Annotated in this window: 16 protein-coding genes; 14 read left to right on the top strand and 2 right to left on the bottom strand. The window is 28.0% G+C overall.

Going from position 1 to position 20,358, the window contains the following annotated elements; translation table 11 throughout:
• Nucleotides 1-7: 7 nt before the first annotated feature.
• The 6 genes from ACTNAO_RS01265 (at nt 8) to ACTNAO_RS01240 (ending at nt 6,225) form a co-directional block, all read left to right on the top strand.
• Nucleotides 8-1,249, top strand: a complete 1,242-nt coding sequence (locus tag ACTNAO_RS01265) for a hypothetical protein (protein WP_441025560.1) — start codon at nt 8-10, stop codon at nt 1,247-1,249.
• A 142-nt stretch (nt 1,250-1,391) separates the two neighbouring features.
• The gene (locus tag ACTNAO_RS01260; protein WP_441025563.1) at nt 1,392-2,162 is read left to right on the top strand and encodes a prolipoprotein diacylglyceryl transferase; all 771 of its coding nucleotides are present in this window, start codon (nt 1,392-1,394) and stop codon (nt 2,160-2,162) included.
• Entirely contained in the window at nt 2,152-2,988 is an 837-nt protein-coding gene (locus ACTNAO_RS01255) for a hypothetical protein (RefSeq protein WP_441025566.1), read from the top strand. Before ACTNAO_RS01260 ends, ACTNAO_RS01255 begins: the two co-directional genes overlap by 11 nt.
• An 18-nt stretch (nt 2,989-3,006) precedes the next feature.
• Nucleotides 3,007-3,861, top strand: a complete 855-nt coding sequence (locus tag ACTNAO_RS01250) for an Mrp/NBP35 family ATP-binding protein (RefSeq protein WP_441025569.1) — start codon at nt 3,007-3,009, stop codon at nt 3,859-3,861.
• 63 nt (nt 3,862-3,924) lie between these two features.
• Nucleotides 3,925-4,113: a ferredoxin gene (locus tag ACTNAO_RS01245; protein WP_441025571.1), complete on the top strand. Its 189-nt coding sequence runs from the start codon at nt 3,925-3,927 to the stop codon at nt 4,111-4,113.
• A 171-nt stretch (nt 4,114-4,284) separates the two neighbouring features.
• Nucleotides 4,285-6,225: a hypothetical protein gene (locus tag ACTNAO_RS01240; protein WP_441025574.1), complete on the top strand. Its 1,941-nt coding sequence runs from the start codon at nt 4,285-4,287 to the stop codon at nt 6,223-6,225.
• 27 nt (nt 6,226-6,252) lie between these two features.
• Here ACTNAO_RS01240 and ACTNAO_RS01235 read toward each other — a convergent pair whose 3' ends face one another.
• Nucleotides 6,253-6,702 carry a PadR family transcriptional regulator gene (locus ACTNAO_RS01235; protein WP_441025577.1) on the bottom strand — a complete coding sequence of 150 codons (450 nt, stop codon included), beginning with the start codon at nt 6,700-6,702 and terminating at the stop codon, nt 6,253-6,255.
• Between the two features lie 8 nt (nt 6,703-6,710).
• Complete coding sequence (locus ACTNAO_RS01230; RefSeq protein WP_441025580.1) at nt 6,711-7,553, bottom strand: DegV family protein; 843 nt, start codon at nt 7,551-7,553, stop codon at nt 6,711-6,713.
• A 345-nt stretch (nt 7,554-7,898) separates the two neighbouring features.
• On the opposite strand from ACTNAO_RS01230, the gene ACTNAO_RS01225 reads away from it, so the two are divergent.
• From ACTNAO_RS01225 to ACTNAO_RS01190, 8 genes are all read left to right on the top strand, one after another.
• The gene (locus tag ACTNAO_RS01225) at nt 7,899-10,010 is read left to right on the top strand and encodes an anaerobic ribonucleoside triphosphate reductase (protein WP_441025583.1); all 2,112 of its coding nucleotides are present in this window, start codon (nt 7,899-7,901) and stop codon (nt 10,008-10,010) included.
• Nucleotides 10,011-10,146: 136 nt separating this feature from the next.
• Nucleotides 10,147-12,435, top strand: a complete 2,289-nt coding sequence (locus tag ACTNAO_RS01220; protein ID WP_441025586.1) for a hydratase — start codon at nt 10,147-10,149, stop codon at nt 12,433-12,435.
• 219 nt (nt 12,436-12,654) lie between these two features.
• Nucleotides 12,655-13,977 carry an ATP-binding protein gene (locus ACTNAO_RS01215; protein WP_441025589.1) on the top strand — a complete coding sequence of 441 codons (1,323 nt, stop codon included), beginning with the start codon at nt 12,655-12,657 and terminating at the stop codon, nt 13,975-13,977.
• Nucleotides 13,978-13,996: 19 nt separating this feature from the next.
• The gene (gene nrdG / locus ACTNAO_RS01210; protein WP_441025592.1) at nt 13,997-14,509 is read left to right on the top strand and encodes an anaerobic ribonucleoside-triphosphate reductase activating protein; all 513 of its coding nucleotides are present in this window, start codon (nt 13,997-13,999) and stop codon (nt 14,507-14,509) included.
• 131 nt (nt 14,510-14,640) lie between these two features.
• A complete protein-coding gene (locus tag ACTNAO_RS01205) occupies nt 14,641-17,124 on the top strand; it encodes an ABC transporter permease (RefSeq protein ID WP_441025595.1) in 2,484 nt (827 codons plus the stop codon).
• A gap of 15 nt (nt 17,125-17,139) precedes the next feature.
• Nucleotides 17,140-17,844 (top strand): ABC transporter ATP-binding protein, encoded by a 705-nt coding sequence (locus tag ACTNAO_RS01200; RefSeq protein WP_441025598.1) that lies wholly within the window; start codon nt 17,140-17,142, stop codon nt 17,842-17,844.
• Nucleotides 17,845-17,994: 150 nt separating this feature from the next.
• Nucleotides 17,995-18,156 (top strand): hypothetical protein, encoded by a 162-nt coding sequence (locus tag ACTNAO_RS01195; protein ID WP_441025601.1) that lies wholly within the window; start codon nt 17,995-17,997, stop codon nt 18,154-18,156.
• A gap of 162 nt (nt 18,157-18,318) precedes the next feature.
• Nucleotides 18,319-19,731, top strand: coding sequence for a potassium/proton antiporter (locus tag ACTNAO_RS01190; protein WP_441025604.1), 1,413 nt, complete (start codon nt 18,319-18,321; stop codon nt 19,729-19,731).
• The last annotated feature ends 627 nt before the right edge of the window (nt 19,732-20,358 follow it).

Below are 20,358 nucleotides of genomic sequence, written 5' to 3'. Positions count from 1 at the left end.
TTTTTATTTGGGGCATAATAAATTATATAGAAATTTTATAATATTACAAGCAGATAAAGATAACAAAAATGAAGTATCATCTAAACAGATATCAGGATATGCTAAAATTGAAGCAAAGGGAGATAGGTGCAAAATTTCTTTTTACATTCAAAATTTAGAATCTACAGAAAAGTATTATATGGTTCTTATTTGTTATAAAAAGGATAACAGAAAAATAATTAACTTAGGTCCTATAAAAATAGATGATTCATTAAAGGGTCAGTGCATGAAAGAATATTATATAAATAATATTGCGGGATTAAATGTTAATTATGAAGATATATCTGGTGCGGGAATTTTCAAAATGGTAGATGATAACATATCATTTATGCTTTATGGATTTAATAATAGTGAATCTGTTGGCGACGATTGGAAAAAATGCAAGGTATGTAATTATAAAGAAGAAGAGATTCCTAAAGATTTTGTAGAACTCAAAAATAAAGACAATAAGAAGGATAAAGACAAACATAATTCTTCTAAATTCTGTGAACATAAAGAAAAGAGTCATAACTGTAAAGATGAAACTGAGTGTAAACAAAAAAAAGAACATAAAGAGTCAAAGTCTTGCAAGGAAAAAGAAGTTAGCAAAGAAGTTGAAAATAAGAAAGATGATATTAAATGCGAATGTAAGAAAATTGAACCTGAATGTGAAGAGTGTTTAAAGTGTTCTAGAGAGTTAAAATGTAATAAAGAATTAAAATGCGATAGAGAATTAAAACGTAATAAATTTGAAGAATATGAAAAAGAAATTGAAGATAGAAAAGACGAAAAAATAGATCCTTATGATTTTAACCTAAAAGGCAAGCTTGGAGAATTTTTTGAAAAAGTAGTAAGTGATTTTACTTTATTAAAAGACAAATATAAAGAAATAAAATATTGTAAATGGTATAAAGCCCAAGTTTCATCAATAGAAGACATGTGTGACACATCAAATTATAATAAATATACAATAGCATATTATCCTATGATAAATTATTATCCTTATATAAAAAAATATGGATATTTTGTAATGGGCTATAAATGTGATGAAAAGGGAAATTTAAAATATATTGTTTATGGTGTTCCTGGAGGCAAAGGAAAACAAAACCAACCATATGGTGGCAGAACTGGATTTGTAACATGGATGCAGACAGAAAATGAAAAAACAGGTCTTTGGCTTATGTTTTATGATTATAAAAAGTCTATGGTTGTTGTCCCAGCAAAGGAATAGTCATATAATAGCAAATTTTAAGAATAGTTTGCTATTAATACTATAAAGTATTATAATCTAATTAGTTATAGGAGAAGCTAAATTAAGCTTCTCCTAAAATGTTATATAAATATAATATTTTAAATTGGAGGATACGATAGCAATGAGAATGGTATTATTTCAGATTTTTGGAATAAAAGTTTATAGTTATGGATTAATGATTGCAATAGGAATTATAATAGCTGGACTAATGTTTTTAAGAAAAGGAAAAGAAAAGGGATATAACGAAGACAATCTTACAAATTTAATGATATTAACAGTTATCTCTGGAATTGTTGGAGGTAAACTACTTTTTATATTGGTTAATATAAAGGATATTATAAATGATCCATCACTTCTTTATAATTTTGGAGAAGGCTTTGTAGTTTATGGAGCTATAATTTTAGGAGCTTTATGTGTATATATATATACTAAGAAAAAGCAATGGGATTTTTTTAGTATTACTGATATTATTGCACCGGGACTAGCCATAGCACAAGGTTTTGGAAGAATAGGCTGCTTTTTAGCTGGATGCTGTTATGGAAAGGCTACAGATTTATTTTTAGGAGTTACATTTCCCGTTGATTCTTTAGCACCATCAGGTATAGTTCTTCATCCTACACAATTATATTCGTCACTATTTGATTTTATTTTAGGTGCATTTTTAATAATTTATTCAAGAAACACTAATGTTAAATCTGGAAAGCTTACATCAGCTTATGTTATATCTTATAGTATAGGAAGATTTATAATAGAATTTTTAAGAGATGATGAAAGAGGAGCATTATGGCTTCTTTCTACATCACAATGGATAGCTATAGGTACTTTGATTTTAGGAGTTATATTATTTATTTGGTCAAATAAAAAAGGAAGAGTGAACAATATTGAAGCATAGTAAAAACATAATTTTAATAGCTTTATTAATAATATTTACATATTCGTTCGTTGGATGTGATATTTTAGATTCTGCTCAAGTAAAACTTAAAATTAAAAATCAAGATTTTGACTATATAATACAAGAAAATGTTGATAAAATTATTATACAAAATTCAAGGGATCCTGGATTTAGATTTATAGTTACAGATAATAGTGCAATAAGGGATATATATGACATATTAAAAAAGGGAAAAATTAGAGAAGAGAAAACATCATTAGATCCTGATTACGTTTTAGAAGTATATATTGGTGATGAGGTTAAAAAATATCAGTATGTAGTTAATGTTGATGAAAATGGTGTGGGAAATTTTTATAATGATGATAATATTTATGATATATCAAATGATTTAGATCAGACAATAAGGCAAAATTTATCATTTATTAGTAAACCTAAAAATTTTGAAGAGATTTATTATGATTCTATAATAGAGGTTCTAAAAAAAGATAAAGATCAGCTTGATGATTCCGAACATAAAGTTGGAATTGATATATCAGGTGATGTTAATTGTTTAAAATATATGTTTTCAGTGGATTTGTTGGATTTCAAAAATAAAATGCAAAAAGAAATTTCAAATATACAATTAACTAATAATAATTTATCAGATTTTGATACTATAATAACAGTTAAAAATGCAGGATATAGTACAAAGATATTTAAAACAACAATAACAGTAGACAATCAAAAAGATAAGGTCTATGAGACATATTATGTATCAGGATCTTATGAATATAAAGGTTGGAAAATTACAGTAAGTGAAGCTAATGAAAAGCCAGATAACTGGTAAAAGAAAGGAGAAATTTAAATGAGTAGTAGTTGTGACAAATGTCCTAGTAAAGGAACTTGTAAATCTGAATCATGTGATTCAAAAGGTAAAACTCAATTTGCAGTTAAGGTATTACCTAAGTATGGAAAAATAAAAAATATTATAGGTGTTATAAGTGGTAAAGGTGGAGTTGGAAAGTCAACTGTCACAGGAATACTTGCATCTGAGTTGAATAAGAAAGGATACAAAGTTGGAGTGCTTGATGCTGATATTACAGGACCATCAATGCCAAGATTTTTTGGGATAAATACAAAAAGAGGTAATATAATTCCTATTGATGATAACAATGTTAAATTTCAACCTGTTGAAACAGAAAGTGGAATAAAGGTTATTTCAATGAACCTTTTAACACAAGTTGAAGATCAACCTGTCATTTGGAGAGGACCTGTTATAACAGGAGTATTAAATCAAATGTATGTAGATACAGAGTGGGGAGATTTAGATTATTTATTAATTGATATGCCTCCAGGAACTGGAGATATTGCTTTGACAGTAATGCAAGACATACCATTAAAGGAAATGATAATAGTATCTACTCCTCAAGATATGGTTTCTATGATAGTAAAAAAAGTAGTTATTATGGCTGAAAAAGTTGGGGTTAAAATAAGAGGAGTAGTGGAAAACATGTCATACATAATGTGTGATAGTTGTCAAAAGAAATTGCGTGTGTTTAGCAGTAAGAGTGCAGATGAACATGCGGAATATTTAGGATTGCCTCTAATTGGTGAACTTCCTATAGATATGGAGTTTACAGCTGCCTTAGAAAATGGTAAGGCTGAAGAATATGTTAAGGATAGTCCATTATATTCATCAATATTTGAGGGATTATATTAGAATAAAAAATCTCCTTATTGGTTAAAATATTTTAGAATAAGTATTTTTTAAGGAGGTTTTTTTATGAAAGCAAATGTAGATCAAGATACATGTATTTCATGTGGTTTATGTCCTACTATATGTGATAAGGTATTTCAAATGGGTGATAGTGGTAAAGCAGAGGTAATAGTATCTGAAGTACCAAGTGATTGTGAAGATGATGTTAAGGATGCTGAAGCAAGTTGCCCTGTAAATGCTATAAGTGCACATTAGAGTTTTAATATTTAAGCGGAGTGAGCATGCTGCAAAATGATTAATTTTTTAATTATTGTAGCATGCTCTTTTATTTGTAATAGTTCTTTTGGTTGTAGACATTTACAAGCCAATGTGCCATAATGAAAATAGCAATAATTTTATTGTATATTGTCTATTGGGGGGATTTAAGTGAATAAAACAATAAAAAGAGTAATATGTATAGCTACAATGGGGATGATATTATCAACTACTGGTTATAATATTGTTAATGCATCATCTATTTTTTCAAAAAGTAATGTGACACTTCAGGAAGATAACAAAATTTCAAATCTTAAGGTTTCAGTTAATGATGATTTAAATTATGATAGCAATATTAAAGTAAATGTTGGGGCAAAAATAAAATTTACTGTGGATAATAAATGGGATAATTACAAGATATATGTAAATGATAATTTATTAGAAGAAAGCTCAGATACTAATGTTTTTTATTGGAATCCAGAAGAAGAAGGAGCATATAAAGTAAAATTAGTAGGTGAAAATTCAAATGATGATACTTTTGAAGAAAAGGATATATATTTTGAAGCGTTAGAAAAAGATTATAGAGCACCTAAAATACGAAATATAGATATTTTTAGTAAAGCAAACTTTGATTTAGAGTGTGTAGCAAATACATCAGGAGATAATGTTAAATATAAATTTCAAGTAAGAGAATTTCAAGTAGCTAAAGATGGTGATAATGAAATTACACCTTTATATTGCTATCATAATATATCTGATTTTATAGATAATAATAATATCACTTGGAATCAGATGAGGGTTTTACCAGAAGAAGGTATGGTAGTTGGATATTCAATTAAGGTAATTGCTGAAAATGAATATGGCTATGATTCTAAAGAATATAATTTTTCAGCAGAACCTGCAAATAATAAAAAAATACAAGATCTTAAAACTTCAATAAATGAAGAGATTGTAGATTCAAATAACTTGCAATTTAATACTAATAGTTCTCTTGAATTTAAAGGTGAAAGGGGATATATATATTACGAATTGTATGTTAATGATAAATTAATAGACATGGAATATAGATCAAATTATCTTAATTGGAAACCCGATAAGGCTGGAGATTATAATGTTAAGGTAGTTGGTTATAATAGTAATGGTGAACCTGAAGGTGCAGCAAGAGCAGAGAAAAATATGCATATTACAATTTCTGATAAAGATGAAAAAGCACCTAAAATCAAAAAGGTTTCATTAAATAGTACAGATGAAAATAGCGTAAGAAATATTAATTGCGCAATAGAAGCTTATGGAGAAAATAATGAATATAAAATTGAAGCTTTATCATTAGAAAAGAGTAATGCACCTAGCGGATATTGGGCAGATGAGTTTACTCCATATAAATTAGTTAGAGATTTTTCTAAAGAAAGTACATTAAGTTGGAGTGAGGAAAGCAATATCATCAATAAAGATGACGAAAGATATATAGAGTTTGAATACATAAAAAAATTAAAAATTACAGTAAAAAATGAATATGGCTACGATTCAGTTATTTTTAATTATAATGATGATAGTGGTTTTGAATATCAAGAAGATGATAATAAACCAGAAACAACACCAAAGGATGATGAAGATAAGAGTACAAGCACACCAAAAGGTGATGAAGATAAAAGCACAAGTACACCAAAGGGTGATGAAGATAAGAGCACAAGCACACCAAAGGATGATGAAGATAAGAGCACAAGCACACCAAAGGGTGATGAAGATAAAAGTACAAGCACACCAAAGGAAGACGAAGATAAGAGCACAAGCACACCAAAGGGTGATGAAGATAAAAGTACAAGCACACCAAAGGAAGACGAAGATAAGAGTACAAGTACACCAAAGGATAATGAGGAAATAATTATACCAGATGACAATGATAAAACAGACAATGAAAAAGACAACAATTTAGATCAGGATAATAAATCTGAAGAAACAGAAGGAAAAGATAATGAAACTGTTGATAGTGATAAAGATAGTAAAGAAGATAAATCTCATACATCAGATGGTTCAAATTTAGCTAAAATTATTGGATTTGCTATTTTGGGTTTATCACAATCATTAATATTAAAAAAGAAAAGTGAGAAATAAAAAAAGGGCTGCTAACTGGCAGCCTTTTTAGTATATATCATTATAAATTATTTCAAATACCCTAAGTGATTCTTCTATTCTTGGTTTTAATAAATCTTTTTTATTTTTAAACTCTTCCTTTCCTTTATCAGTAAGAGTGTATATTTTTTTAAATTTTTTCTTTGGGTCATCCCACTGGCCTACAACAAAGCCTTCTTTTTCAAATTTTTTTAGAAGTGGATAAATTCCACCAGTGCTAGGAAGCCATAAGCCAGAAGTTCTTTCTCCTATTTTTTTTGAAATATCATTTCCATTTGATGGAGATAGGGTTAGGATATATAGAACATATATAGGAAGCAAACCTTTAGTGAAAATTTGTCCAACAGCTTCTCTTTCCTGTTTTACTTTTTTAAGTTTTGCAAGATTTTCTTTATATTCTTTATATAATCTTTTTTCTTCTTCTTTGATGTTATTGTAATCTAAATTATTCCTTGCCATAAGCAAATTTAAACCTCTTGAATAATAAGACCTATAAGACCTGCTCCTGTATTGATTCCAAGGGAAGGGCTTATTTCTCCTGTTCTAATATCTAATATATTAGGATTATCTTTTATTGAATTATAGAAATCTATACAATCTTCTTTGGCATGACCATGTAAAACGGCGATGTTACATTTCCCTTTAGATAAAAAATTATCTAAAATTTCATGTAATTTTTTAATTGCTTGTTTTCTTCCACGTGCTTTTGCATAAGTATTATATATTCCGTCATCTGCTACTTCTATAATAGGTTTAAGATTTAACAATTCACCAATAGTACCAGCAACACGACCAATTCTGCCACCTTTCTTTAAATATAACAAGGTATCAATGGTAAAGAAACAATGTACTTTTTTTCGTAATTCTGGCAACATATTTATTATATTTTCGTAAGAAGAACCATTTTCAATGCTTTTTGCAGTTTCTATTACAATATCACCCTGTGCACCTGTTAATGTTTTTGTATCATATATATATGATGTAATATTGGGATGATTTTCTGCAACAAGTCTTATTGAATTTGCTGTACCTGAAAGGGTACTTGATATATGAATGCATATTGCATGAGTATATCCTTCTTTTTCTAGTGTAGAAAAAAGATTTTCCATTTCTTCCATACTTGGAAGTGATGTGCTTGGAATTTCTTTTTCTAAGGAACTATATACTTCATCTGGTGTTATATCTACACCATCTTTATATTCCCCATTAGAATATATTATTCTAAAAGGTAAAACATTTATATTATATTTATTTATTATTTCCTTTGGTAAATCAGCAGCGCTATCAGTTATTAGTGCTATTTTTTCCATTAAAAGATGCCTCCTTGATTATTAAATTAAACATACCACTATTGATATAGTTAATTATATCAGTATTGATATAATTAACTATATCAGAACTGATAGGGTTATTCAACAAAAAATGTAAAATTAAATATAATTAACAAACAAAAAATATTAAGTAAAAATCAATATTAAATAATAATATAAACAACTTTGAAGTAATGCAAAAAAAGGAGCAAATCGGACTAATATTATAATAAATATCATATATAACAAAAATATAATTAAAAATGGCATTGATATATATTATGGAATGAAGTATAATATGAACGTGTCTTAAGACACTATATATTGTGTGGTGGTGATTTTGGAATGCTATATGTAGTTAAAAGGGATGGGAGAGAAGTACAATTTAATGCAGACAAAATAGCTCATGCCATTAATAGGGCGGCTACTGAAGAAGGATTAAACTTAAGAACAAGTCAAGTGCTAGATTCAGTTCAAAGAGTTATAAGTTATATAGAATTATCTGAAAAAGCAAAAATTTCAGTAGAAGAAATTCAAAATTTAGTAGAAAAAGCACTAAAGGACAGTGGTCATCAAGACGTAGCTATTGCTTATTCTAACTACAGAAGAGAAAGAACGAAGGTAAGAGATATAAAATCAGATTTAATGAAAGCTATAAAGCAAATTGGTGTTGAAACAGATAGAGATAATGCCAATGTAGGTAATAATTTTAGTTCTAAGCTTTTAAGAATAGCTTCTGAATCTAATAAATGGCATAATCTTTCTACTATGCCAAAGCGTTTATCAAAAGCTCATGAAGTTGGAGATTTATACTATCATGATTTGGATAGTTATAACTTAACTGTTAATTGTTTGCATATTCCAACTAGAGAACTTTTAGAAAGCGGTTTTAATACAGGATATGGAACAATAAAAAGACCTAAAAGAATAGAAAGTGCAGCTGAACTTTCATGCATTCTTTTACAATCAACACAAAACGATATGTTTGGTGGTCAGTCTCATCCTGATTTTGATAATGATATGGCTGTATTTGTAGAACCAACAAGGCAAGAAATAATTGATGAATTTAAAGAACTAGGAATAGCTGAAGAAAAAATGGATGAACTTGTTCATAAAAAATTATTAAATAGAGTGCATCAAGCTATGCAAGGTGTTGTATACAATTTAAATACAATGCACAGCAGAGCAGGATCTCAAGTTCCATTTAGTTCAGTAAATATAGGAATTCCTCATTCAAAGGATGCAGCACTTGTATGTCAAGTTTTCTTAGAAGAATATGAAAAGGGGCTTGGAAAAGGTGAGCAACCAATATTTCCTAATATAATATTTAGAGTAAAAAAAGGTGTAAATAGAGAGAAAAATGATCCTTATTACTATTTATATGAACTTGCATGTAGGGTCGCAGCAAGAAGAATGAATCCAACATTTATGAATTTAGATGCTGATTTTAATAAAGAATATTATGATAAGGGATATATGCCAGCTACAATGGGTTGTAGAACTTACATAATGAAAAATGTTAATGGTGAGCCTGGTTGTAAAGGAAGAGGAAATATTGCCCCTACAACAATTAACTTGCCTAGAATAGGTATACAAGCAAAGGGTAATATTGATAAATTCTTTGATATTTTTCAAAAGAGAATAGATTTAGCTAAGGAATCATTAATGCATAGATATGATGTATTAAAGAGATTAAAGGTTAAGGATTTACCATTTGTAGCAGGACAATATTTAATGAAGGGTTCTGAAAACTTGTCACAAGATGATTCAATAGAACCAATTTTAAAGCAAGGGACTTGGGGAATTGGATTTATTGGTCTTGCAGAAACCTTAGTAGCATTAATAGGAAAGCATCATGGTGAAAGTAAAGAAGCAAGAGAACTTGGTCTTAGAATTGTTACATTTCTTAGGGAAAATGTTGATAGACTTACAGAAGAAACTCATTTAAATTGGAGTTGTTATGCAACTCCTGCAGAAGGATTATCTGGCAAGTTTATAAAACAAGACCAAAAAGTTTTTGGTAAAATACCAGGTGTAACAGATAAAGAATATTATACAAATAGTTTTCATGTGCCAGTTGGTTATCCAATATCAATAAAGGAAAAAATTGATATTGAGGCTCCTTATCATAAGCTTTGTAATGGTGGTCATATAAGTTACATAGAAGTTGATGATAATCCAACAGGTCAAACAATTATGGATATATTGGATTATGCTTATAAGAAAACTAATATAAGTTACATGGGAGTAAATTTCCACATTAGATATTGTAAAGATTGTGGTGCTCAACTTTTAAATCATGAACAAAAATGCCCAAAATGTAATAGTACGAATATTCAAGGAATATCAAGAGTTACTGGATATTTAAGTTTGGATGAAAGATTTGGACCTGGTAAATATAATGAGAGAAAAGATAGAATAACTCATACTGATACTCATACTAAGAATTATATTTAATGAATTTAATAAACCTAAAATTTATATTAATTTATGAATTTTAGGTTTATTTTTTTGATCTTAATATAAAAATTGTTCAAAGTAGAAAAATATGATAAAATATTGAAAGAATATGGATTAAGGAGGATTATAATTAATGGTAAAATTATTTGAAAAAGGAGCATACCTTTTAAATGGCAGAGAGATTGTCGAAGATGGTGCTGATCAAGCTGCTATTTTAAAAAGCAAATTAGGGGACAAGTATCCAAGTAAAGAAGAAGCTGCTAAGAATACAATAGCATATGGAATATTAAAATCTCATAATACTTCTGATAACATGGATAGGTTAAAAATAAAATTTGATAAGTTAACTTCTCATGATATTACTTTCGTTGGAATTATCCAAACAGCAAGGGCATCAGGGCTTGAAAAATTCCCAGTTCCTTATGTATTAACAAACTGTCATAACAGTCTATGTGCTGTTGGTGGTACTATTAATGAAGATGACCATATGTTTGGCCTTTCTTGTGCTAAAAAATATGGTGGAATTTATGTTCCTCCTCATCAAGCAGTAATTCATCAATTTGCAAGAGAAATGTTAGCAGGCTGTGGAAAAATGATTTTAGGTTCAGACAGTCATACTCGTTATGGTGCACTTGGTACTATGGCAGTAGGTGAAGGTGGTCCTGAAATAGTTAAACAATTATTAAGCCAAACATATGATATAAACATGCCAGGAGTTATAGGTGTATACTTAACTGGAAAGCCAGTTAAAGGTGTAGGACCTCAAGATATTGCACTTGCTATAATAGGAGCAGTATTTAAAAATGGATATGTTAAAAATAAAGTCATGGAATTTGTAGGAGACGGAGTTGAAAACTTAAGTGCTGATTATAGAATCGGAATTGATGTTATGACTACAGAAACTACATGTCTTTCTTCGATTTGGAAAACAGATAGTAAAATTAAAGAATTTTATGAAATTCACAAGAGACCAGAAGAATTTAAAGAATTAAATCCTGGGGATGTAGCATATTATGATGGAATGGTTTATGTAGATTTATCTGAAATTAGACCAATGATAGCAATGCCTTTCCACCCAAGTAATGTATACACAATAGAAGAATTAAACAATAATCTTTTAGATATATTAGATGATGTAGAAAAGAAAGCACAAGTAAGTCTTGATAATAATGATGTTAAATTCTCATTAAAGGATAAAGTTAGAAATGGTAAGCTTTATGTAGAACAAGGTGTTATAGCAGGATGTGCAGGTGGTGGTTTTGAAAACATCTGTGATGCAACAGACATTTTAAGAGGTACTTCAATTGGAAGCGATGAATTTACATTAAGTGTATACCCAGCATCTCAACCAGTATTTATGGAACTTGTTAAAAATGGAAGAATAGCTGATCTTATGGAAACTGGTGCAATTGTTCGTACAGCTTTCTGTGGTCCATGTTTTGGAGCAGGAGATGTACCAGCTAATAATGGATTAAGTATACGTCATTCTACTAGAAACTTCCCTAACAGAGAAGGATCTAAGATTACAAATGGTCAAATTGCTTCTGTTGCACTTATGGATGCACGTTCAATTGCAGCAACAGCAGCTAATAAGGGATATTTAACTCCAGCAACAGATGTTGATGTTGAATTTACAAAGCCAAAATATTTCTTTGACAAGGCAATTTATGATAAGAGAGTTTACAATGGACTTGGAAAAGCAGATCCTTCTGTTGAAATTAAATTTGGACCAAACATAAAGGATTGGCCAACAATGGTACCATTAACAGACAATCTTTTATTAAAAGTAGTATCTGTTATACATGATCCAGTAACTACTACTGATGAATTAATACCATCAGGAGAAACTTCATCTTATCGTTCAAATCCACTTGGCCTTGCTGAGTTTACATTATCACGTAAGGATCCTTCATATGTTGGAAAAGCTAAGGCTGTTAAGGCAATGGAAGAAAAAAGACGTGAAGGAAAATGCCCTTGTGAAGGTAATGATGAATTAAAGCCAATAATGGATAAGATAAAAGAAACCTACAATATAAGCAGAGATACTATAGGAATAGGTAGTACAATATATGCTGTTAAACCTGGAGATGGTTCAGCTCGTGAACAAGCAGCTTCATGTCAAAAAGTTTTAGGTGGCTGGGCTAATATTGCTAAGGAATATGCAACTAAGAGATATCGTTCAAATCTTATAAACTGGGGTATGCTTCCATTTGTATATGAACAAGATGATATTTGCTTTGATAATGGAGATTATTTATTTATTCCTAACATTGCTAAGGCTGTAAAAGATAAAGCTGATGTAATAAAAGCTTATGTTGTAAATAAAGATATGAAAGAGTTTGATTTAAGACTTGGAGATCTTACAGATAAAGAAAGAGAAATTATTTTAGATGGATGTTTAATAAATTATAATAGAGCATAATTTATTAAATATATTTGTACTTTATATAATTGATGCTGTTACATTAGCAAGTAAAATTGTTAATGTGGCAGTTTCTTTTTTACTTAATTAATTAAAATAATGTGGAAAATATACAAAAAAATCATAATATATGCAGAAAAAATATTTAGAATGTAAAATTAATCATTATTTTGTAGTATAATAGACTTTAGATATTTAATAAATTGGGGGCTATTTTCAATGAGAAAAGAAGAAAAATTGAAGCTAAATTTAGAATCTATATGTATATATAACGAGATATTTAAAGATTCAGTGGGAAAAAAATTTACAACTCTTGTTAATAAAATATCTAATGAGGATTCCTTTGGAGATTGTATTGTGGCATATAATGAATTTGTATATGCTTTATACAAAAATAATAGTAAACTTTCATTTAAGGAAAACTTGGTAGATGAAATGCTTCTTGCAACTAATCCATTTACATTAAGACTTGAAAAATATGGAGATGTTTCAGACTTTGTAAAGATTGGATTAAAAAACGAGTTAGATTCTCTTTCAAATATTCTTAAAATTACAAGTGATGACATTAAAGAAATATTATTATCAAGGTTTGCAGATGATGTAATTGTAGAAAGAAAAATAAATGGCTTATTAGACTGGGGCAAAGATAAGGAAAATTACATAGAAAAAAATAATGGTGATTATGAAAAATTAAAAAAGAAATTAATGGATTCTGATGATTGGACAAAGTATACAGATGATATAGTAAAATTTCACATAGAAAATGGGACTGGACGTGCTACTGCCTATAGTGCTTTTGTTTGGGAGAGATTTGAAAATGATGATGAAGGAAGACTTAGGGAAATTGCAGAACCAGATCCTATTAAGCTTGATCAGCTTGTTGGATATGAACTTCAAAAGAAGGATATAATAGATAATACAAAGCAATTTTTAAATGGTATTCCAGCAAATAATTTATTACTTTATGGTTCAAGAGGTACTGGTAAATCTTCAACAGTTAAAGCAATATTAAATGAATATGCTAAAGATGGTTTAAGGCTTATAGAAGTTGATAAGGAACAATTAAGTGATTTTACTAGAATAATAAGATTGCTAAAACATAAAAAGCAAAAATTTATTATATTTGTTGATGATTTAGTATTCCAAGAAAATGAAGCAAGCTATTCAGCTCTTAAAACAATACTAGAAGGTAGAGTTGAAAACAGACCTGAAAATATATTAATATATGCAACTACAAATAGAAGACACTTAGTACAAGAAAAATTCTCAGATGAAGATGAAATAAATTCAAGAGATACCAGAGAAGAAAAATTATCCCTTGCTGATAGATTTGGTATAACAATAAGTTTCTTCCCACCAAATCAAAAGGAATATTTAGAAATAGTTGATGGAATAGTAAAAGAAAAAGGAATTGAAGTTGATACAGAATATCTTCATAGTGAAGCATTAAAATGGGAAAAATGGCATAATGGACGTTCTCCAAGATCTGCAAGACAATTTATTGCATGGCTTGAAGGTGAACTTAAAAATAAAGATAAGTAATAAGAAAGGATGAATTTTCATGGACAAAATGGTGAGATTATCAGGAATAGCATATGAGAGCTTGGTAAATGGACCAGGCCTTAGACGAGTTTTATTTGCTCAAGGTTGCAGCCATAAGTGTAAGGGATGTTTTAATCCAGATACTCACGATTTTTATGGTGGTTCACTTATGGATATGGATGAAATAATAGAAGATATATTAGATAATCCAATGCTTAAGGGAGTTACTTTTTCAGGTGGTGATCCATGGGAACAGGCAGATAAATTTGCATATATAGCAAAAAAATTAAGAGAAAATGGACTTAATATTTGGAGTTATACAGGGTATACATTTGAATATATATTAGAAAATAAACATAAAGAAAAAGGTTGGAATGATCTTTTAAATAATATTGATGTTTTAGTTGATGGAAAATTTGAAGAGGATAAAAAGCAAGATGGATTGAGATTTAGAGGATCTTCAAATCAACGAATTATAGATGTTCAAGAAACACTCAAAAAAGGTGTAATACAGATATTAAATTTTGATTAATTATAAATTTTAAGCTCAGATGGTAATTTTTACTTTCTGAGTTTTATTTTTAATCTAATTTTAATGTTTAATTAATAGAGAATAAAGAAAAGAGGAATAATATATTATTATCACAAAGGGGGAATTTGATAATGTTTTTAAAGTATATATTAAAGTCTATGATGGAAAAGAAAGGACGATTAATTTTACTGTTAATTGCAATAGCAATGAGTGTAGGTTTGTTTGTTGCAAGTAGTGGAGTAATAGACATAGGAATAAAGTCTTCAACTAGGCCCTTTATAGAAAGCTATGAAAATAAAGATATTATAGTAAGTGGTTCTAATGATGAAACTTTTTTTGATGCAGATAATATAAAAGAAGATGGAATAAAAAATCTAATAAAAGAAATATATTTAGGTGGAAGTTATATAGATAATGATTCAAATATTAATATAACATTACTTGGAAGAGAAGATGAATACATAAATGAAAGTTTATTGCTTAAGGGTTCATTAGATGGCTTTTCAGGAGCAAAATGTATAATATCTCAAAGAACTAGCGAAGAAAAAAATATTAAAAAGGGAGATAAAATAGAACTTATAATTGCAGGACAAAATAAGGAATTAGAAGTATCAGCAATATCAGCAACGAATAATGTTTTTTATACAGATACTATTAATTCATTTACAGTTATTATTCCTTATGAATATTTAAGTAAGGAACTTGGGGTGGAAGGAAAATATAGTGTTATAATGGCTGATAGTTCTAAAAATTCTTTACAAGATAGTATAGATGCTTTTAATGATGCTAATGATAATTTTAGCGCTAGAAAATTATTTGATGCAGATGAAGTAAAAGAGCAAATGTCTTCATTTACGTCTATGCTTTATGCAATGCTTGTAATAGTTGTTGTTATGAGTGCAATTATAATATATGGTTCATTTAAATTAACAGTAACAGAAAGGCTACCTGTTATAGGAACATTTTTAAGTCAAGGTGCTACTGTAGGAACTGTTGAAAAAATATTGCTTTTAGAAAGTGTAGTATATGGAGTTTTTGGAGGTATTATAGGAAATTTACTAGGCATAGGAGGACTTAAATTAATTAATTATATTATATCCCCATTAAAGGATTATGGAATAATTGAAAAAGTTGATATTAATATAGAAACTCTTGTTTTTGGAATGATATTTTCAATAATTCTGGCTGTTGTATCAGCATTAATTCCAGTATTGAAAGTAAGAAGACTTCAAGTAAAAGAAGTAATATTAAATAATGTTGCTGTTTCAACACATATTGGATGGGGAAAATTTATAATTGGAATTGTTTTACTTCTTTTTTCAATAGTGGTAGCATTTGCTAATGGAGAAGAATTTGATGAACTTGGTTCAATTGCAATATTAACATCAATAATAGGTGCAGTTTGTGTATATCAAAAGGTCGTAGATATATTATCAAGGGGGTTATACAAATTATTAAAAGGAAGAAGTAAAAGCTTAGTATTTTCAATTAATAATTTAAGAACATCTAAAGTTCTACTTGGAAATATATCATTAATGATAGTGGCTTTAAGTTCAATTTTTATGATTACTTCATTAGGTACAAGTATAAAAAATATGCTTGTTGGATGTTATGAAGATTTAAAGGTTGATATAAATATACAAGATATTTCAACTATTAAAGAAGATGGAGAACCAGTAGTTAAATTAATAGAAAAAGACTTAGAAAAAATAGATGGAATTGATAAATCTACATTTTGTGAAGAATATAATGATTATGTTAATATAGATGGACAAGATGAAAGAATTACATGCATTGATGAGGATAGCTATGCTGATTATAATAAGTACTTAGATTTTAAATCAGACAAAAATATAGATATGTTTAATAAATTTAAGGATAAAGAAAAATCTATAATTGTTTCTAAAAATGTACTTGAGCAAATTAATAAAAAAGTTGGAGATATTGTAACTATTGAATTAAATGGTAAATCAAATGATTTAGAGATAATTGGAACTTATGATGGTAAGCTTTTTAACATGGGATATACGATGTTTATGAAAAATTCTACTCTTGAAAATGAATTTGGAATGAAGGGCAGACAAGAATTAGTGTTTTCTACTACAAGAAACGCAGAAGATGTTAAAAATGATTTGAAATTTCTTACAAAGAAGTATGGTGTAAATATATCTACTAAAAATGAAATTAAAAAAATAGATGAAGAAAACAATCAAATGGTTATAAATGTTTTATCAATATTTTCATATATGTCAATAATAATTGCGGCTCTTGGTATTTTAAATAATATAATAATAGGATTTTTACAAAGAAAGAGGGAACTTGCAGTATTAACATCTATAGGAATGTCTAATGGAAGAAGAAATTTAATGCTTGTGTTTGAATCAATATTATCTGTAATGTGGTCATTTGTAATAACCATGCCATTATGTATATTAATAATGAAACTTGTAAGTAGATTTTCAAATGTAATAAAATTACCTTTAGAAGCTAAAATGGACTTTAGCATTGTACCACAATACTTAATTGGAACATTAATAATTATTTTAATTGCTACATTACCAGTAATATTTAAAAATAGAAAGCTATCAATAATAAGTGAATTAAAATATGAATAATTGGGGGAAAAGCATATGAGTATAATAAGTGTTAAAAATTTAAATAAATCATTTCAAGTGGGAAAAGAAAAAGTACATGTATTAAAGGATATAAATTTAGAAATACAAAAAGGAGAGTTTATATCAATAATGGGACCTTCTGGTGGAGGTAAATCTACATTACTTTATCTTTTAGGTGGTCTTGATAAGCCTACATCAGGTAAGGTTATACTTGATAATAAAGATTTAGGCAAAATAAAGCAAAAGGAAATGAGCAAAATAAGAAGAACTAAAGTAGGTTTTGTATTTCAATTTTATAATTTGGTACCTAATTTGTCAGTAGAAGATAATATAATGCTTCCTATTATATTAGATGGCAAGAAAGTAAGGGATTATAAAGATAAGCTTGAAGAAATACTTGATATTATAGGAATGAAAGAAAAAAGAAAAATGACTCCAAGAGAACTTTCAGGAGGTCAGCAACAGAGAGTTGCTATAGCAAGGGCTTTAGTTTTTGATCCTGATATAATATTCCTAGATGAACCTATTGGTAATCTAGATTCAAAAACTGGGACAGATATTATGCAATTATTTAAAAAGATTAATAAACAATATGGTAAAACATTAGTTCAAGTAACTCATTCATATGAATCAGCTCTTTATGGAACATCTATTGTAAAACTTATAGACGGACAAATTGTTGGAAGAGAAGAAGTAGTAGATGAAAGCGAAGCATCATAGCAAATAATAAAAGCAGTTTATGATTTTTGTCATAAACTGCTTTTATTTGCTTAATAGCATTTAACAATAAGATTAATAAGATTTTACAATTGCTTGTATATGAATTTTACATTATTTTATTATCATAATCTTGTAAGAGGGGTGAGGAAGATGCCAGGAAAAACCTTTTTATCAACTATAATTGTTGCGTTTATTGCTGCATTGTTATTTATATGTATTCTCAATATTATATGTGGCAAAAGCAATTCAGAAAACAGTGGTATAGCAATTGGGAGAGAAGTTACTTTTTCAAACTGTAGTTTTACGAAGTAGAATTATCTTTTAATAATAGATAGTTCTATTTTTATTTATTAATTTAAAAATAATATTAATAAATAAAATTATTTAATATTATTAGAAATTTTGACAAAAATATTTAAGAGTATAGGTATATAATATATAATTACTATATATACAAAAAATGGGGTGATAACTTTGGAGTTTAATTTATTTCTTTGTGCAATAGTAATATTAAGTTGTATACTTGCTAATAAGTTTTCATATAAATTTGGAGTACCTTCATTAGTATTATTTATGATAATAGGTATGATATTTGGAGCAGATGGAATATTTAAGATAAATTATGATAATTATGATATTACAGAAAAAGTTTGTTCAATAGCACTTATATTTATAATGTTTTATAGTGGATTTTGTACTAAGTGGAAAGTGGCAAAAAGTGTTGCTAAAGAATCAATACTTTTATCTACTTTAGGTGTTTTTGGTACTGCATTTCTTGTATTCTTATTTTGCCATTATGTTTTATCTTTTAGCTATATAGAATCATTTTTAATAGGAGCAGTATTAAGTCCTACCGATGCAGCATCTGTATTTTCTATACTTAGATCAAAAAAATTGAACTTAAAAGATAACACAGCATCCATTTTAGAACTTGAAAGTGGAAGTAATGATCCTATAGCTTATATGCTTGTGATAATTGGATTAAGTTTTTTAAACAATGATAGTAATATTTCTATTTTACCTTTAATATTTAAGCAGATTTTCTTTGGTATATTAATAGGAATAGTAATTGCCATAATGAGCATTTATGTAATGAAAAGGGTAAAAAGAATTAATGATGAATTAGATAGTATATTTGTTATAGCTATAGCATTAATGTCTTTTGCTTTGTCTGTGATGATAGATGGAAATGGATATTTAAGCGTTTATATTACAGGAATATTGCTAGGAAACAGTTCTATAGGTAATAAGATAAATTTAGTTCATTTTTTTGACGGAATTACAGGCTTATCTCAGATATTAATATTTTTCTTGTTAGGATTACTTGCAAATCCTCATGAGATACCAGGAATTTTTTTAATAGGAGTTTATATTTGTATATTTTTAACATTAATAGCAAGACCAGCAGTAGTATTTGTTATATTAAAAATATTTAAATGTAGTAATGATAAATGTATGCTTGTATCGTGGTCTGGACTTAGAGGTGCATCATCTATTGTTTTTTCAATTATGATAATAGCAAGTAATACATCTATTCAAAACAATATATATCATATAGTTTTGTTAGTTGCATTTATGTCAGTTCTAATTCAAGGATCTCTTTTATCATTGGTTGCTTCTAAATTGAATATGGTGGATGAAAAATTTGATATTAGAAAAACATTTAACGACTATCAAGAAGAATCAGATATGACATTAATGAGGGTGTTTATTCCTAATGGACATCATTGGCAAAATAAAACTTTACAAGAAATACAATTACCAAAAGATTCATTAGCTTTGATGATAAAGAGAGGCGATGAAAATATTATCCCAAGAGGTAGAAGTAAGATAAAAGAAAATGATATAGTTGTTATTTATAATAGCAATAAAAAAGTTGCAAGCTAAGTTTTATATTAGCTGCAACTTTTTATATAAATATATATTAATTTGCTAATAATGTATATGCACCTAAAGCAATAAAAGTTAAAAGAGCAGTTACAGCAAAAATCATATTAAACATCTCCTTTCTAAAAATTCCTTTTGTCTTTTCTTATGATAATAGTATATATTGAAAAAAATTATTCCTAAATATTATTTAAGTAATAGTTTAATTTAATTATGATTTCTTTTACTTTAAATTTAGTTTAAAATAAGGTAATGAATTCCATGAGCTTTACATGTAATTAAGATTTTTTAGCAAAACAAAAAGATGCAGATAATGAGGAGAATCTGCATCTTTTCTTAGGGGATAAATAAAATATGAGAAACATTTTTTAAATATTTACTAGGGGGAGTAAGTATTTAAATGTATTTTTGTTTCTGTCTATGATTATATTATTAAACAGTTTGCTTAAATCTACCTTAAAATATATATTAGATTTAAAAAAAAGTGAAAGTATATAAAAAATAGAAAAATTAGCACTCACCACTTGACAGTGCTAATAAAGAGTGTTATAACATAGTTAAGAACAAAGGAAGGGAACAATAAAAAGGATAGAAAATCCTGTGAAGTTCTTGAAACATCCCTGTTCC

Origin of the sequence: Clostridium sp. HCP1S3_C6, from assembly GCF_052066735.1 — a bacterium.
Taxonomy (GTDB): domain Bacteria; phylum Bacillota; class Clostridia; order Clostridiales; family Clostridiaceae; genus Clostridium.
The sequence above is the reverse complement of the archived record's forward strand: the minus strand, read 5'-3'. Positions and strand labels throughout refer to the sequence as shown.

Excerpts from the sequence above, each read along its gene's own strand:
- ACTNAO_RS01225 (WP_441025583.1), top strand. The coding sequence starts at position 7,899 with ATGCTATATGTAGTTAAAAGGGATGGGAGAGAAGTACAATTTAATGCA.
- ACTNAO_RS01230 (WP_441025580.1), bottom strand. The coding sequence starts at position 7,553 with ATGGAAAAAATAGCACTAATAACTGATAGCGCTGCTGATTTACCAAAG.
- ACTNAO_RS01250 (WP_441025569.1), top strand. The coding sequence starts at position 3,007 with ATGAGTAGTAGTTGTGACAAATGTCCTAGTAAAGGAACTTGTAAATCT.
- ACTNAO_RS01205 (WP_441025595.1), top strand. The coding sequence starts at position 14,641 with ATGTTTTTAAAGTATATATTAAAGTCTATGATGGAAAAGAAAGGACGA.
- ACTNAO_RS01200 (WP_441025598.1), top strand. The coding sequence starts at position 17,140 with ATGAGTATAATAAGTGTTAAAAATTTAAATAAATCATTTCAAGTGGGA.
- ACTNAO_RS01235 (WP_441025577.1), bottom strand. The coding sequence starts at position 6,702 with ATGGCAAGGAATAATTTAGATTACAATAACATCAAAGAAGAAGAAAAA.
- nrdG (WP_441025592.1), top strand. The coding sequence starts at position 13,997 with ATGGACAAAATGGTGAGATTATCAGGAATAGCATATGAGAGCTTGGTA.
- ACTNAO_RS01195 (WP_441025601.1), top strand. The coding sequence starts at position 17,995 with ATGCCAGGAAAAACCTTTTTATCAACTATAATTGTTGCGTTTATTGCT.
- ACTNAO_RS01245 (WP_441025571.1), top strand. The coding sequence starts at position 3,925 with ATGAAAGCAAATGTAGATCAAGATACATGTATTTCATGTGGTTTATGT.
- ACTNAO_RS01220 (WP_441025586.1), top strand. The coding sequence starts at position 10,147 with ATGGTAAAATTATTTGAAAAAGGAGCATACCTTTTAAATGGCAGAGAG.
- ACTNAO_RS01260 (WP_441025563.1), top strand. The coding sequence starts at position 1,392 with ATGAGAATGGTATTATTTCAGATTTTTGGAATAAAAGTTTATAGTTAT.
- ACTNAO_RS01215 (WP_441025589.1), top strand. The coding sequence starts at position 12,655 with ATGAGAAAAGAAGAAAAATTGAAGCTAAATTTAGAATCTATATGTATA.